The organism is Plantibacter sp. Leaf314, assembly GCF_001423185.1.
In the GTDB taxonomy this organism is placed as follows: Bacteria; Actinomycetota; Actinomycetes; order Actinomycetales; family Microbacteriaceae; genus Plantibacter.
Genome location: NZ_LMOB01000001.1, coordinates 396,388 through 410,756, shown reverse-complemented (window position 1 = coordinate 410,756; position 14,369 = coordinate 396,388). Strand labels below are relative to the sequence as shown.

Below are 14,369 nucleotides of genomic sequence, written 5' to 3'. Positions count from 1 at the left end.
GCACGTCAGGGCCGACTCCCGACACCTGGCGCGGCGAACACCAGCTCGTGGACACCGGGCGTCGCCAGCAGGATGCGCCGCCGTCCGCCTGGTGCGCCGTCGACGACGTGAGGCGGGAACGGTCCGTGCGGGCCGGTGACGGTGATCGTCGATCCGTCGTCCGGCAGCTCGACGATCACGTCCGCTGCGGCGAGTCGCAGTCGTGCGCTGGAGATGCGGTGATCACTCCACGCCGCCGCGACGACGTGCCCACCACGGACTCGGAACCCCCTGAAGCTCCCGGCCGACCACTCGGCAGGGACGGTCGGGAGGAGCGACACGACGCCGCCATGCCCCTGGACGAGCAGCTCGACGACACCGGCGGTCCCGCCCAGGTTGCCGTCGATCTGGAACACGGCGTCGAGCTCACCCATGGGGTGGAGGTCGAGCAGCGAGGCCGACGACAGCGGTCCGAGCAGGGCCTCGAGCGCGTGCGACGCGAGCTCCGGCTCCCGGAGTCGCGCGGCCAGGCAGAGCACCCACGCCATGCTCCATCCGGTTCCGCCACCACCGTGCTCGAGTCGCTGTCGCAGCGCACGTCGGGCCGCCGCGAAGTCCTCCGGCGTCCCCGTCTCCGTGATCCGCGTCCCCGGGTACAGGCCGTACAGGTGGGAGAGGTGGCGGTGGCCGGGCTCGGTCGCCTCGCGTTCCGCCGCCCACTCCAGGAGCGCGCCGACGTGACCGATCCGCGGGAGGCGGAGGGCGTCGAAGGCTCCCTGCGATCGACCCACGAGGTCGACGTCCGCGAGGCCGACACCGACCCGCTCCGCGAGAGCGAGGTAGTCGCGGAGGCACTCGTGCGCCAGCTCCTGGTCCATCGCCGCCCCGGCGGTCAGCGCAGCCGAAGACCCCACGCCGACGACGAACCGGTTCTCCGGGGAGGTCGACGGACTCACCACGAGCGATCCGTCGGCATCGGTGACGAGCATCCCGAGGACGAAGGCGACCACCGGTTCCAGGAGCTGGAGGACCTTCACCTGTGCGGCGCGATCGGCAGAGCCGTCCTCGAGACGGCGGTGGAGGTGCGCGACGAGCCAGGGGAGTGCGCTCGGCCAGTTCGCCCAGTGGGCGTCGAGCGGCACGGCGTCCGTGTGTCGCCAGAGGTCGCTGTTGTGGTGGGCCGCCGCTCCGGCGAGTCCGTAGGCGTCTCGAGCGGTGCGCCGCCCGGCGTCCACCAGCTCGCCGATGAAGCGGGCGAGCGGTTCGGCCAGGCCACCGAGTCCGGTGCTCTCCGCCGGCCAGTAGTTCATCTGGAGGTTGATGTTGGTGGTGAAGTTCGCGCTCCAGGGCGGCCGCACCTGATCGTTCCACACGCCCTGGAGGTTCGTCGGTTCGCCTCCGGCTCGGGAACTGCCGATGAGGAGCGACCGTCCGAGGTCGAAGTACCGCTCCGCAGCGTCGGCCGACGCGGACGCCGATCCCGAGAGATCCAGCTCGACACGGTCGAAGAGCGACCGGTGGTCGGCCATGTGCCTGGCGAGCAGGGCACCGTCGGGTTGACGCAGCGCACGCGCGACCGTCGTCCGCGTCTGCGAGAGCAGCGAGGACGGATCACCGAGCGGCCGTTCCCGCCAGCCGCGGTGTCCTGAACGCGCACCGGCGACGAGGCGGAATCCGCCAGGGATCGGCTGCACCGCGATCGTCAGCGCCCACGCCATGCCCGCATCGACGAGACCGTCCGGGTCCGGCAGATCGGTCGCGTATCGGACGGCGTCGTGGTCGTCACCGCCGAGGTAGGAGGGCCGCACCCCCGAGGGCGCGCGGCCCGTCGACGACCACCACCGGGTGTCGCCGACGGCGTCCTTTGTCGTGGTCGACGGGTGCGGTGTCTCGAAACCGAGCATCGGCTCTCGGACCCCGTCGCCCACCACCTCGACGACGAGCACCCCGTCGGGTGCGGACACGAACGCGGAGAGCGTGGCCGCCCGCCCGCTCCACGTGCTCCTCGTCTCGACCACACCCCGTGCGAGGTCGTGTGCTCGTCGCGAGCGCGCACCGTCGTCGGGCGACGCGTAGTCGACGGTGAGCCGGCCGAGGGGCTGGAAGGACTCGGTGAACGTCGTCCCGCGCAGGGCGGCCGCGCGGGCGTCGGCCGCCAGCGGGTCGTCGTCGGCGATCGCCCGACGCACCGAGGCCAGTGCGCCGCGAGCCGAGCGTGGTCGCGACGCACCGTCCGGCCGTCTCGGACCTCCCGACCACAGCGTGTCGAGGGACAGGTCGATGCCCTCGCGTCCCGGTACGCCGTCGAGCGCCGCGCCGAGGGAGCCGTTCCCGATGAGGAACCGGTCGACGAACCGCGTGGCCGGTTCTTCGAGCTCGACCCGATGCCGTGCGACGGGCGGCTGCGGGTGGTGGTCCATCAGTCGTCGATCCGGAGGAGGGCGGCGCCGTGCGCGGTCAGGGACAGGTCGACGGCGCCACCCGTGACGGGTACCGGCTGCGCGCTCCACAGCTCGGTGACGGACGACCGGTCGGCGCACCCGAGATCGGCCAGGTGCATCCGCACCTCGGCGTCCGCGTCTCCCAGCCAGAAGACCGCGCGCCATCGGGTCTCGCCGAGCTCCGCCGCCCAGACGACGAGGTCGCCGTCGCGGATGATCTCCCGGCTGCCGTCACTGCCGAGCAGTGCGAGCACCTGTGGGTTGCTGAGGAGTGAGAGCGTGTGCGCCGGGGTGTCGGGGAGATGGCCTCCGACGAAGAGCGGGGATCTGGCGATGCACCAGAGCGTCATGAGCGTCTGCTGCTCGGTTGCGGTGAGGCGGCTCAGCCGGTCCGCACCGACGTGGGCGCGGATGCCGATCCGCCCGAGCGGCAGCATGTCCGCGTCGGCCCACGCCCCCGGGCGCTGGTGTGGCGCCCAGCGGGCCAGCCGTTGGAACTGTTCGAGCACCGCGGACCAGTCGTCCCAGAGGTCGTCGGAGATCCGCCACAGCTGAGCGGTCGATCGCAGGGTGTCCAGGTGCTCGGTGGATAGCCGCTTCCCGGGGGACAGACTGAGCACCATCGGCCGACCGCTCGTGTCGATCGCCCGCGAGATGGCCTCGATCTCCGCAGTCTGGATCGGCGGGTACAGCACGTCGTCGAGTTTGACGAAGTCGACGCCCCAGTCGGCGAGCTGCGCCATGACCGAGTCGTAGTAGGCCTGGGCGCCAGGCGCGCTCATGTCGACGCCCACGTTGTCGGGGTTCCACGGGCACACGTTGCTCGGATCGGCGATCTCCGCGCACGTGGCCGTCGAGCCGAGGATCGGCAGGTCGAGCTCGACGGCCCGGCGCGGGACGCCCCGCATGAGGTGCACCCCGAAGCGCAGTCCGAGCGCGTGCACCCGGTCGGCGAGGGCGCGGAACCCGCCGGATGCCGCGGACGGGAACCGGTTCGGTGCCGGTTGTGGTCGGCCCCAGGCGTCGAGCGTCGGGTGGGAGACGCGTTCGTAGTCGTCGACCCCCGGCGTCGCTTCGTACCACTGGATGTCCACGACCACCGTGTCCCAGCCGACAGGGAGCAGGTGCTCGGCGAGGAACGCCGCGTTGGCGAGTACCTCGGCCTCCGTGACGGACCCGCCGAAGCAGTCCCAGCTGTTCCACCCCATCGGCGGCCGGGCGGCCTGCGACCGACGCTCGGCGCGCACGGCGGTGTCCGCGTCGTCCACCCCGCTCACGAGGCGACGACCTGAGCCGTGATGGTGGCGAAGGAGTGCGGCGGCAGCGTCACCCGGATACCGGTGGCGGTGACGTGGAGGTCGGTCAGCGGTCGTGGCGACACGGCGTCGGTCTCACCTGGGCGGTTGTGGGCGTCGGGCCGCTCGGCGGTGAGCAGTCGCCCGTGCGGATCCGTCACCGATCCGCCGCGGAAGTCGATCTCGACGACGAGCGGCGCGTCGAGGTCGACGTTCGTCAGCGAGCAGTGCAGGACGCCGTCCTTGACACTCGCCGAGGCGGAGACGGTCGGGATCCCGGGAGCCGTCGCGTCGGCCACCCGGCTCGGTCCGACCACGTGGGTCGGGAGCGAGGTGGCGTCCTGGTGCCGGCTGTTCATCTCGAAGACGTGGAAGGTCGGCGTGCGGACCATCTCGCCGCCCTCGGGATCGGTCAGGAGCATCGCCTGCAGCACGTTGACCGTCTGGGCGATGTTCGCCATGCGCAGCCGGCCGGCGAACCGGTGGAACACGTCGAAGTGCCAGGCCGCGACCATGGCGTCGCGGATGGTGTTCTGCTGGAACAGGTGCCCGGGATGGGTGCCCGGCTCGACGTCCCACCAGGTGCCCCACTCGTCGAGCACCATCCCGAGCCGTTCCTCCGGGTCGTACACGTCCATGACCGCGGCATGCGACGACAGGAGTCGCTCGACCCCCTGGGCTGCGGCGATCGTGCTCCAGTACTCGGCGGCGGCGAACCCGGTCGCGCCGCCCTTCGCCTTCCAGCTGCCGCCGATCGTGTAGTAGTGCACGGAGACGGCCTCCCAGGGCGTCGCCGAGAACGGGTGGGAGGCGACGTCCTCCACGACCTCCATCAGGGTCTTCGTCCAGGCGACGTCGAAGCCGTCGGCACCGGCCGCGATCCGGTAGAGCGGGACCTTCCCACCGCTCTCGCAGAACGTGCCGAACTGGCGTGCCAGGTCCGCGTAGGCGCCGGCGCGCAGATTGCCGCCGCACCCCCACGGCTCGTTGCCCAGCCCCCAGAACGGCACGTCCCAGGGTTCATCGCGGCCGTTCGCTCGGCGCAACTCGGCCATCGGCGTCTCGCCGGCACCGGTCAGGTACTCGATCCAGTCGGCCATCTCCTGCACCGTGCCCGAACCGAGATTGCCCGAGATGTACGCGTCGGCGCCGAGGAGTTCGCACAGCTCCATGAACTCGTGGGTGCCGAACGCGTTCGTCTCGCTCGTCCCACCCCACTGCGTGTTGATGAGCTTCGGGCGGTCCTCGCGAGGCCCGACACCGCTCGTCCAGTGATACCGGTCCGCGAAGCAACCACCCGGCCAGCGGAGGTTCGGGATGCGCAGTTCGCGGAGCGCCTCCACGACGTCGAGCCGGATGCCGCCGACGTTCGGGACGGGCGAGTCCTCGCCGACCCAGAAGCCGTCGTAGATGCCGCGTCCGAGGTGTTCGGCGAAGTGGCCGTAGACGTGTCGGCTGATAGTGGGGCCCGGGCGGTCGAGGTCGACGGCGATGGTCGCAGTGGAGTCCATGGATGGTCCTGTTCTGTGCAGCGGGTCGTGGGTCAGACGGCGGTCACGAGGATCGTGATCACGCGGTCGGGCTGGAAGGTGGGGAGGTCGAGGCCGACTCCGGAGAGCTGGCCACCGCTCAGCACGGGTGCCGCCTCGAGCGCGGCCGGGTCGGCGTCGAGCGGCGGCGCTTCCCGGAGCCAGGCTGGGATCACCCAGCGGGGGCCGAGGGAGTCGTCCTGGGCGACGGCGAGGCGGTAGTGGCCGTCCGGGCGGAGCCCGGGGAGGCGGACCCGACGCCGGGAGTCGGCCGACCGTGGGGGAGTCACGAGGGTGTACAGCGCGGTACCACCGTCCTCGGCGACCACGCCGCGCAGCGTCGGGGCGTCGTCGTCCCACTCGCCGTCGCCGACGACGCGTCCCGAGGCGATGAGGGCCCGGTGACGCTTGAACACGCTGATCCACCGGGCGACGACCGCGCGTTCGTCCTCGTCGAGCTCCCGCAGGTCCCACTCCACGCCGAAATGCCCGAGCAGCGCGATCGCGCTCCGCGTGTGGAGCGTGTGCGTGCGTCCGGTCGTGGCCGATCGTGCCGAGGCCACGTGGGATCCGAGCATCTCGGGTGGCACGAGGAGTCCTGTCCACCGGAGCATCCGTGCGCGCTCGACGGGGTCGTGGTTGTCGGAGGTGTGGACGCGATCGGTCCGTTCGAGGATGCCGAGGTCGATGCGACCGCCACCCGATGCGCAGCTCTCGATCTCGAGCTGCGGGTGCCTCGCCCGGAGCTCGTCGAGCAGCCGGTAGAGGGCTTCGGTCTGGTCGTGCACGGCCGCCCGGCCGGACGACGGATGGCCGGCGTCGACGAGGTCGCGGTTGTGGTCCCACTTGAGGTACGCGATCCCCAGGTCGGTCACCAGCGTGTCGATGGATCGGAGGATGTACGCGAAGGCTGCCGGATTGTCGAGGTCGAGCACCTGCTGGTGCCTGACGGGCGGCGGGAGCTCGTCCCGCGCGCGGAGGATCCAGTCCGGGTGCTCCCGGGCGAGGTCGGAGTCCTCGTTGATCATCTCCGGTTCGAACCACAGCCCGAACTCCATGCCGAGCGACCGGACCCGGTCGGCGAGTGGGGCGAGACCGTCCGGCCAGCGTTCGGGGTCCGGGGTCCAGTCGCCGAGGCCACGGGTGTCGTCGTGGCGTCCACGGAACCACCCGTCGTCGAGGACGAAACGTTCGACCCCGAGATCCGCGGCACGGGTCGCCAGCTCGGCCAGCACGTCGAGGTCGTGATCGAACAGGACCGCCTCCCAGACGTTCAGGGTGACCGGTCGCGGACGACGAGCCGCCCGCGAGGCGGAACGCAACCACCGGTGATACCGCGACGACGCGTCGTCGAGGCCCACGCCGTAGGCGCCGTACAACCACGGCGTCCGGTGGTCGTCACCCGGGCCGAGTCGGATCTCGCCGGGCAGGAGCAGCTCTCCACCACGGAACGCGAGGTGTCCGTCGGTGCGTTCGACACCGATGGTGTGATTCCCGCTCCACCCCACGTGGCACAGCCACACCTCGCCCTGCCGGCTGTCGAACCCCGGCGTTCCGATCGCGGTCACCCCGGTGGCGTCGAGACCGGGGCGACCGTGCCGCGATTCGCGGAGGTGGGTGCCCGTCACGACGGGGTGACGCTGCGGAAGCTTCTCGGTGCCCCACCGCCCGGCGAAATCGAGGATCTCGCGCGCCGACGTCGGGATCGCCAGAGCGGGGGCGACGCCCTCGATCTCGAGGAGGTCGTCGCCGCGGTTCCCGACGGTCGCGCGGGTCCGCAGCAGACCGCTCGACGTCAGCTCGACCTCCAGGAGCATCACGGTGCCGGTCTGTCCGTCGACCGCCGACACCGCGATCAGCGCGGCGCCGCACTGCAGCACCTCGCCGGCCCGCAGGGCTCGACCGTCGACCTCGACCGAGGTGACGTCGAAGCGCGACGACCAGGCGGTTCCGGCCCGATGCGCCCGGAGGCCGGGGAGACCCGACCAGCCCAGCGCGTGTTCGGGCAGGAGGCTCGGCTCGTACGGTGCGTCCGAGCCGTCGACGAGGTCGCCGCGCACGGTGGCTGCAGCAGCCGCCAGCCACTCGGCGTCGGTGCCCTGGACGGCGGCTCCCCAGTGCGCGATCGCCGGGAGACGGGTCCCGCGTTGGGTGAGGACGACGGAGACGCCGTCGCACTGCAGATGGATGACGCGGAGGTCGGGCGTCGCTGGGAGATCGGACATGGTTCCTCCGAACCGGTCGATGAGGTGGTCTGAGTGGCCGGTGGGCCGATGGTCAGGCGGAGTCGCGGACGACGAGCGTCGTGTCGAGCCAGCGCGGAGCGACCGTCCGGCCGGCGATGAGCTCCATGACGAGTTCCGCGGCGACCCGTCCCATCTGCTCCAACGGTTGGCGGACCGAGGTGAGCGGCGGTTCCGCCGTGGCTGCGACGACCGTGTCGTCGAAGCCGACGAGCGCGATGTCGTCCGGGACGCTTCGGCCGCTGGCCTCGAGGACGCGCATCGCCCCGACCGCCATGAGGTCCGAGCCCGCGAAGACGGCGTCGAGGTCCGGGTATCGGGAGAGCAGCCGCGCCATGGCCGACGACCCGCTGGGCATGGTGAAGTCGCCTCGGGCGATCGCCCGGGTGTCGAGGCCGCGCTCGGTGAGGACGTCCCGCCAGCCTCGGACGCGGTCGCTGGAGGCGGCCATGTCGGCGGGGCCCGAGATGACGCCGATCCGCGTGCGGCCGAGGGCGATCAGGTGTTCGGCCGCGAGACGGCCGCCCGCGTAGTTGTCGGAGTCGACGAAGGTGACGTCCTCCGTGTGCTCGCCCATCGGGCGGCCGACGAAGACGATCGGGAGGTCCACCGGCGCGAGCGCCTGGGTGATCGTGCTGATCTCGTGCTGCAGGATCACCACCGCCCCGTCCACGTAGTGCGCCGCCAGGTAGGCGACGAGTGCGTCGAGTTGGTGTGGATCCGCGAGGAACAGGGCGGGCTGCTGGGCCGCCGAGAGAAGGGCGGCGGTCGCGCCCTTGAGCGGTGCCGCGACGAACGAGCCGGAGAACGGTTCGAGTTCGCCGGCCGCGAGGACGATCGCGACGGCGCCCGTCCTGCCGCCGGCCAGCGACCGGGCTGCGACGTTCGTCCGGTAGGCGAGTTTCACGGCCGCCTCCCGGACGGCGACGACCATCGACGCGTCGACCGTCGAGGCTCCGGCGAGGACCCGCGAGGCGGTCGCTCGGGAGACGCCGGCCTCTCGGGCGACGTCGACCAGGGTCGGTTTGCGCATCCTCGCTCCTTTGCGATCGTCCACCTGCCGGTGGTCTGGTGACGAGCATCGCAGAGTCCGAGAGAGCGGTCTCCGAGTTGCGCAATATTGACCTGGTGCCCCGGAACCGCGCTGCCTATGGTGATCACCACGCCCGAACGGTCCGGATGCTTCCCGATCCAGTCGACATCGGCGCGAGCCGGAGATCGCTCTCCGGCCGGTGACCGCAACGTAGCGCGACACCGCGGAACACGATCCCGCATAGGAGGGGGATTTCCAGTGAAATTCCGTCTTGCAGCAGCAGCAACCGTCGCCGTCATGGTCGGCGCCCTGGTCACCGGTTGTTCCGGGTCCGGCGGCGGCGATGACAAGACCTTCCAGTTCTGGTCCTTCACGGGCATCAACCAGAAGGCCGATGTCGCGAAGTACAAAGAAGCCCACCCCGACATCACCGTCAAGCTCACCGAGGTCGGCAGCACGCAGGAGACCGCTCAGGCGCTCACCGCTGCGCTGGCCGGTGGCAAGGTCCCCGACCTGGTGCTCATCCAGGGCGACGACCTGCCGAACTTCGTCGCGAACCCCGACAACTTCGTCGACCTGAGCACGATGGGCGCCGACGACATCTCCAAGGACTACCTGCCATGGGTCTGGGACCAGGCGGTCGCGCAGAACGACGCCGTCGTCGGGGTGCCGACCGACGTGGGCGGGATGTCGATGGCGTACCGCGCGGACCTCTTCGAGGCCGCCGGCCTGCCATCGGACCCGGACGAGGTCGCGGCGCTGTGGCCCACCTGGGACGACTTCATCTCTGTCGGGGAGCAGTACGTCGCCGCCACCGGGAAGCCGTTCCTCGACAACGCCGGCACCTCGGTCTTCTTCCAGACCGTGAACCAGGTCGACGAGAAGTACTACACGCCGGAGGGTGAGCTCGTGTACGACACGAATCCGCAGGTTCGGGAGGCGTTCGACATCTCGATCAAGGCGATCGAGGCGGGCATCACCGCGAACGTCCCCGCCTTCTCCACCGGCTGGAGCACGGGCAAGACCAACGGCGCCTTCGCCGCGATGGCGGCTCCCTCCTGGATGCTGAAGAGCATCAAGACGGACGCGCCGGACACCTCGGGCCAGTGGCGTGTGACGACGGTGCCGAAGGTCGCCGGCAACTGGGGTGGCAGCTACCTCGCCATCCCGAAGCGCGCGGCGAACCCGGAGGCCGCGTGGGCGTACATCAAGGAGATGCAGTCGCCCGAGTCGCAGCTGAAGAACTTCACCGACACCGGTGCCCTGCCCAGCACGGTCTCAGCGTACGAGTCGACGGCGATCGCCGACTACACCGACCCGTTCTTCGGCGACTCGAAGATCGGTGACGTGCTCGGCAAGTCCCTGCAGGAGTTCAAGCCGTTCTTCAACGGTCCGGAGACCGCGACGATCGGCTCGGCGATGATCAACACCGTCACCGACGTCGAGGCGGGCAACACCCCACCGGACAAGGCGTGGGACGCCGCGATGAAGGCCGTGAAGGACGCCCTCGGCGGCTGACCCCACTTCCGTCCACACCTCCGCTCCGACCCGGGGCGTTCCGGCCGAGCAGCACGCCGGAACGCCCCCGAAGGATCATCGTGACTACTTTCATCGCCCCACCCCGGTTGCTGCCGAAGCAGTCGCCGCCCGGTATCGGGACGCGGATCCGCAACACCCTGCCGGAACGCTTCGCCCCGTACCTCTACATCGCCCCGTTCTTCCTGATCTTCGCCGTCTTCGGCCTGATCCCGCTCGTGTTCACCTTCGTGGTCTCCCTGTTCGACTGGAACCCGATCGGGCAACAGACGTTCATCGGCTTCGACAACTTCACGAGACTCGCCGCCGACCCCCGGTTCTGGAACGCGATGCTCAACACCTTCGCGATCTTCATCATCTCGACGGTGCCGCAGCTGGTCATCGCGCTCGGGCTCGCACACCTCCTCAACCACGTGCGTCTGCGCTTCGCGACCGGCTTCCGGATGGCCATGCTCGTGCCGTACATCACCTCGGTCGCGGCGACCACGATCGTGTTCGCCCAGTTGTTCGACCGCGACTACGGCCTGTTCAACTACCTGATCGGCTTCTTCGGGGGCGACCACGTCGACTTCCTGAACGACAAGGTCGGCTCCTGGTTCCTCGTCGCCCTGATGGTCGTCTGGCGATGGACGGGGTACACGACCCTGTTGTACCTGGCGGCCCTGCAGGCGATCCCGCGGGACGTGTACGAAGCCGCCGCGGTCGACGGTGCGGGTGGCTGGAAGCAGTTCGTCTACATCACCATCCCGTCGCTCCGACCGATCATCGTGTTCACGATCGTCACCTCGACGATCGGTGGGCTCCAGGTGTTCACGGAACCGTTGCTGGTCAACCCGGCCACCGGTCTCACCTGTGGTGCGGCCCGACAGTGTCAGACCCTCACGCTGTTCCTGTACGAGCAGGGCTTCGGCCAGTTCGAGTTCGGGTACGGGTCGGCGATCGGTGTCGCCCTGTTCGTGATCGTCGTGCTCGTCGCCCTCCTGAACTTCTTCCTGTCCACCCGAACCCGAGGAGGACGCTGATGTCCGAGACGCTCAACTCCACCCAGCTGCTGGCGAGCGCGACCTCCGCCGGCCGGAAGCGGAACAGTGGCCGGGTCGGCCGCATCCCGTGGTACACCTACGTGCTGCTCGTGTGTGCCGTCATCGTGAGCATGTTCCCGCTGTACTTCATGTTCGTGGTCGCCACCACGGATTCGGCGACGGCGACGACCCTGCCGCCACGGCTGTACCCGGGCGACAACCTGTTCCACCTCGTCGGGCTGGTCCTCGAGACGGTGCCGTTCGTCCAGTCGATGATCAACAGCCTCATCGTCGCGCTGTCGATCGGTGTCGGTTCGGCGCTGCTGTGCGCGCTGGCCGGTTTCGCTTTCGCGAAACTGGAGTTCCGCGGCCGGAACGCCCTGTTCATCCTCGTGGTCCTCACGATGACGGTGCCCACGCAGCTCAGCGTGATCCCGCAGTACCTCATCATCAGCGCCCTCGACTGGGTGGACACCCTGCAGGCGCTCATCGTCCCCGGGCTCGCGAGTGCGTTCGGCATCTTCTGGATGCGGCAGCACATCTCGAGCTCCGTCAGCGACGAACTGCTGCAGGCGGCGAAACTCGACGGTGCCAACACCTGGCAGATCTTCTGGCGGATCGTCTTCCCGGTCATCCGTCCCGCGGCGTTCGTCCTGGGATTGCTCGGCTTCGTCGGGTCCTGGAACGACTTCCTCTGGCCGTTCATCGTCCTGAAGTCGCCCGAGATGTACACCGTCCAGATCGCGATCAAGGCGCTGCAGTCGCAGCGGTCGATCGACCTCGGTCTCGCGATGGCCGGCTCGTTCCTCGCCACCATCCCGCTGCTCATCGCCTTCATCTTCGTCGGCAAGCGCATGGTGACGGGGATCATGGACGGAGCGTTCAAGGGATGACCCTGCAACACGAAGGCCCCCGGTCGGCCACGCGGCCGGTCGAGCGGGGTCGCTGGAACGTCCGCAGTCTGTCGCCGGTGGAGCGGGCGCAGGCGCTCCTGGAAGCGATGACGCTCGAGGAGAAGGTGGCGCAACTCGGTTCGGTGTGGTTCACCGACTCCGGCGGCGACTTCGCCCCGAGTGTCGAAGCGACCGATTCCACCGCAGCCGCGGAGACGGTGTCGTCTCCCACGGACACCGGCTTCGACGGCGGACTCGGACAGCTCACCCGGATCTTCGGGACTGAGCCGGTGACGGTGCCGGACGGGGTGCGCCGACTCAGCGAGCTGCAGCAGCAGGTCGTCGACGGCAACCGCTTCGGCATCCCCGCGATCGCGCACGAGGAGTGCCTGACGGGCTTCGCCGCGTACGGCGCGACCGCGTTCCCGACGCCGCTCGCCTGGGCCGCCTCCTTCGACGAGGACCTCGTCGAACGCCTGGCCGAGTCCATCGGCGCCGACCTGCGCGCCGTCGGGGTGCACCAGGGACTCGCACCCGTCCTCGACGTCGTCCGGGACTACCGCTGGGGCCGGGTCGAGGAGACCCTGGGGGAGGACCCGTACCTCGTCGGCCAGCTCGGCGCCGCCTATGTCCGGGGCCTCGAGCGTACGGGCGTCGTCGCGACGCTCAAGCACTTCGCGGGCTACGCCGCCTCGCGCGGGGCGAAGAACCACGGCCCGGTGAGCATCGGCCGGCGTGAGCTCGCCGACGTCGTGCTGCCGCCGTTCGAGACCGCCATCCGGCTCGGCGGCGCCCGGAGCGTCATGAACGCGTACACCGACCTCGACGGCGTCCCTGCTGGGGCGAGCGTGGAGCTGCTCACGGGCGTCCTGCGCGACGAGTGGGGCTTCGACGGCACCGTCGTCGCCGATTACTGGGCGATCCCGTTCCTCGCGACGATGCACCGGATCGCCGACGGTGCGGCGGAAGCCGGAGCCCTCGCCCTCACCGCGGGGATCGACGTCGAGCTCCCGGAGACCGTGGGGTTCGGCGCCGCTCTGGTCGGCTCGGTCCGGGACGGGACCGTCAGCGAAGCGCTCGTCGATCGGGCCGTCCTCCGGCATCTGCGGCAGAAGGTCGAGCTCGGCCTGCTCGACGGGGGCCCGCTGGTGCCGGAGGACGCCGCGGCGACCGATCTCGACGGTCCGCGGAACCGCGCCATCGCGACCCGGCTCGCCGAGGAGTCGATCGTGCTCCTCCGGAACAGCGGCGTGCTTCCGCTGGACGCGCGGTCGCGCATCGCTGTGATCGGCCCGGCCGCCGACCAGTTCCGCAGTCTCGTCGGGTGTTACGCCTTCCCGAACCACGTCCTGTCGAAGCACCCGGGCCACGATCTCGGGATCGCGATCCCGACCCTGCTGGACGCGGTGCGCACGGAGTTCCCGGGCGCCGACCTCGTGTCGGAGGAGGGCTGTGGCATCACCACCACCGACCGTTCCGGCATCCCGGCGGCCGTGAGGGCGGCGACGGAGGCCGACGTCGTGGTGCTCGCCGTGGGTGACATCGCCGGTCTCTTCGGCGACGGCACCTCTGGTGAGGGGTGCGACGCCGAGGACCTCCGGCTCCCGGGTGGACAGCACGAGCTCGTGCTCGCCGTCCTCGCGACGGGCACACCGGTGGTTCTCGTCGTGTTGTCCGGACGCCCGTACGCGCTGGGCGAGTACGGAGCCGCCGAGGCGGTCGTCCAGGCGTTCTTCCCCGGCCAGGAGGGTGCCGCAGCCGTCGCGGGTGTGCTCTCCGGACGCGTCGCGCCGAGCGGACGGCTCCCGGTCCAGATCCCGCGGTCGCCCGCCATGTCGGGCACCTCGCTGCAACCACCGCTCGGTCTCGCGTCGCGGGGGATCAGCGTGCTCGACCCCACACCGCTCTATCCGTTCGGTCATGGCCTGACCGGCGGCGACGTCCGCTACCGCTCACTCGAGGCGGCGCCCGAACTCGCCGTGGACGGAGAGCTCCTGGTGGAGGTGACGGTCGAGAACGTCGGTGACGCGGACGCCGTCGAGGTCGTCCAGCTCTACGGCTCGGACCTCGTCGCCTCGGTCGTCCGGCCCGCCGTCGAGCTGCTCGCGTTCGCACGGATCGACCTCGCGGCGGGGACGACGGCGACGGTCCGGTTCGCCGTGTCCGCCGATCGGCTCTCGTTCACCGGGGTCGACGGTCGGCGGGTCGTCGAGCCGGGCAGGTCCGTGCTGTCCGCCGGTCCGTCGGCCGGCGAACGGCCCGTCACCCGGACGATCGAGGTGACCGGTACGCGGCGCGTCCTCACCGGCCGACGCAGCCTCAGGGTGGACTGGCACCGACTCGGTCCAGACGATCGCGGCTTCGACCTCGCGGTCGACCCGACGGGAGGTCGGTGAGC

At 70.4% G+C, this 14,369-nt stretch carries 9 protein-coding genes; 4 read left to right on the top strand and 5 right to left on the bottom strand.

The window, feature by feature from the left end:
• Positions 1–5: 5 nt before the first annotated feature.
• From ASF68_RS01895 to ASF68_RS01875, 5 genes are read right to left on the bottom strand one after another with little or no spacing between them, the layout of a single operon-like run.
• The gene (locus ASF68_RS01895; protein ID WP_056006079.1) at positions 6–2,399 is read right to left on the bottom strand and encodes a glycosyl hydrolase family 95 catalytic domain-containing protein; all 2,394 of its coding nucleotides are present in this window, start codon (positions 2,397–2,399) and stop codon (positions 6–8) included.
• Entirely contained in the window at positions 2,399–3,697 is a 1,299-nt protein-coding gene (locus tag ASF68_RS01890) for a glycoside hydrolase family 27 protein (RefSeq protein WP_235522544.1), read from the bottom strand. Before ASF68_RS01890 ends, ASF68_RS01895 begins: the two co-directional genes overlap by 1 nt.
• Positions 3,694–5,226, bottom strand: coding sequence for an alpha-N-arabinofuranosidase (locus ASF68_RS01885; RefSeq protein ID WP_056006076.1), 1,533 nt, complete (start codon positions 5,224–5,226; stop codon positions 3,694–3,696). The genes ASF68_RS01890 and ASF68_RS01885 overlap by 4 nt, the downstream gene beginning before the upstream one ends.
• A gap of 32 nt (positions 5,227–5,258) precedes the next feature.
• Positions 5,259–7,469 (bottom strand): alpha-galactosidase, encoded by a 2,211-nt coding sequence (locus tag ASF68_RS01880; RefSeq protein ID WP_056006073.1) that lies wholly within the window; start codon positions 7,467–7,469, stop codon positions 5,259–5,261.
• 52 nt (positions 7,470–7,521) lie between these two features.
• Positions 7,522–8,520, bottom strand: coding sequence for a LacI family DNA-binding transcriptional regulator (locus ASF68_RS01875; protein ID WP_056006070.1), 999 nt, complete (start codon positions 8,518–8,520; stop codon positions 7,522–7,524).
• 258 nt (positions 8,521–8,778) lie between these two features.
• Between ASF68_RS01875 and ASF68_RS01870 the strand changes: the two genes are divergently transcribed.
• The 4 genes from ASF68_RS01870 (at position 8,779) to ASF68_RS01855 (ending at position 14,367) form a co-directional block, all read left to right on the top strand.
• Positions 8,779–10,038, top strand: a complete 1,260-nt coding sequence (locus ASF68_RS01870; protein ID WP_162235729.1) for an ABC transporter substrate-binding protein — start codon at positions 8,779–8,781, stop codon at positions 10,036–10,038.
• Positions 10,039–10,118: 80 nt separating this feature from the next.
• Complete coding sequence (locus ASF68_RS01865) at positions 10,119–11,078, top strand: carbohydrate ABC transporter permease (protein WP_056006064.1); 960 nt, start codon at positions 10,119–10,121, stop codon at positions 11,076–11,078.
• The gene (locus ASF68_RS01860; RefSeq protein ID WP_056006061.1) at positions 11,078–11,971 is read left to right on the top strand and encodes a carbohydrate ABC transporter permease; all 894 of its coding nucleotides are present in this window, start codon (positions 11,078–11,080) and stop codon (positions 11,969–11,971) included. Before ASF68_RS01865 ends, ASF68_RS01860 begins: the two co-directional genes overlap by 1 nt.
• Positions 11,968–14,367, top strand: coding sequence for a beta-glucosidase (locus tag ASF68_RS01855; RefSeq protein WP_082455774.1), 2,400 nt, complete (start codon positions 11,968–11,970; stop codon positions 14,365–14,367). The genes ASF68_RS01860 and ASF68_RS01855 overlap by 4 nt, the downstream gene beginning before the upstream one ends.
• Positions 14,368–14,369: the final 2 nt, after the last annotated feature.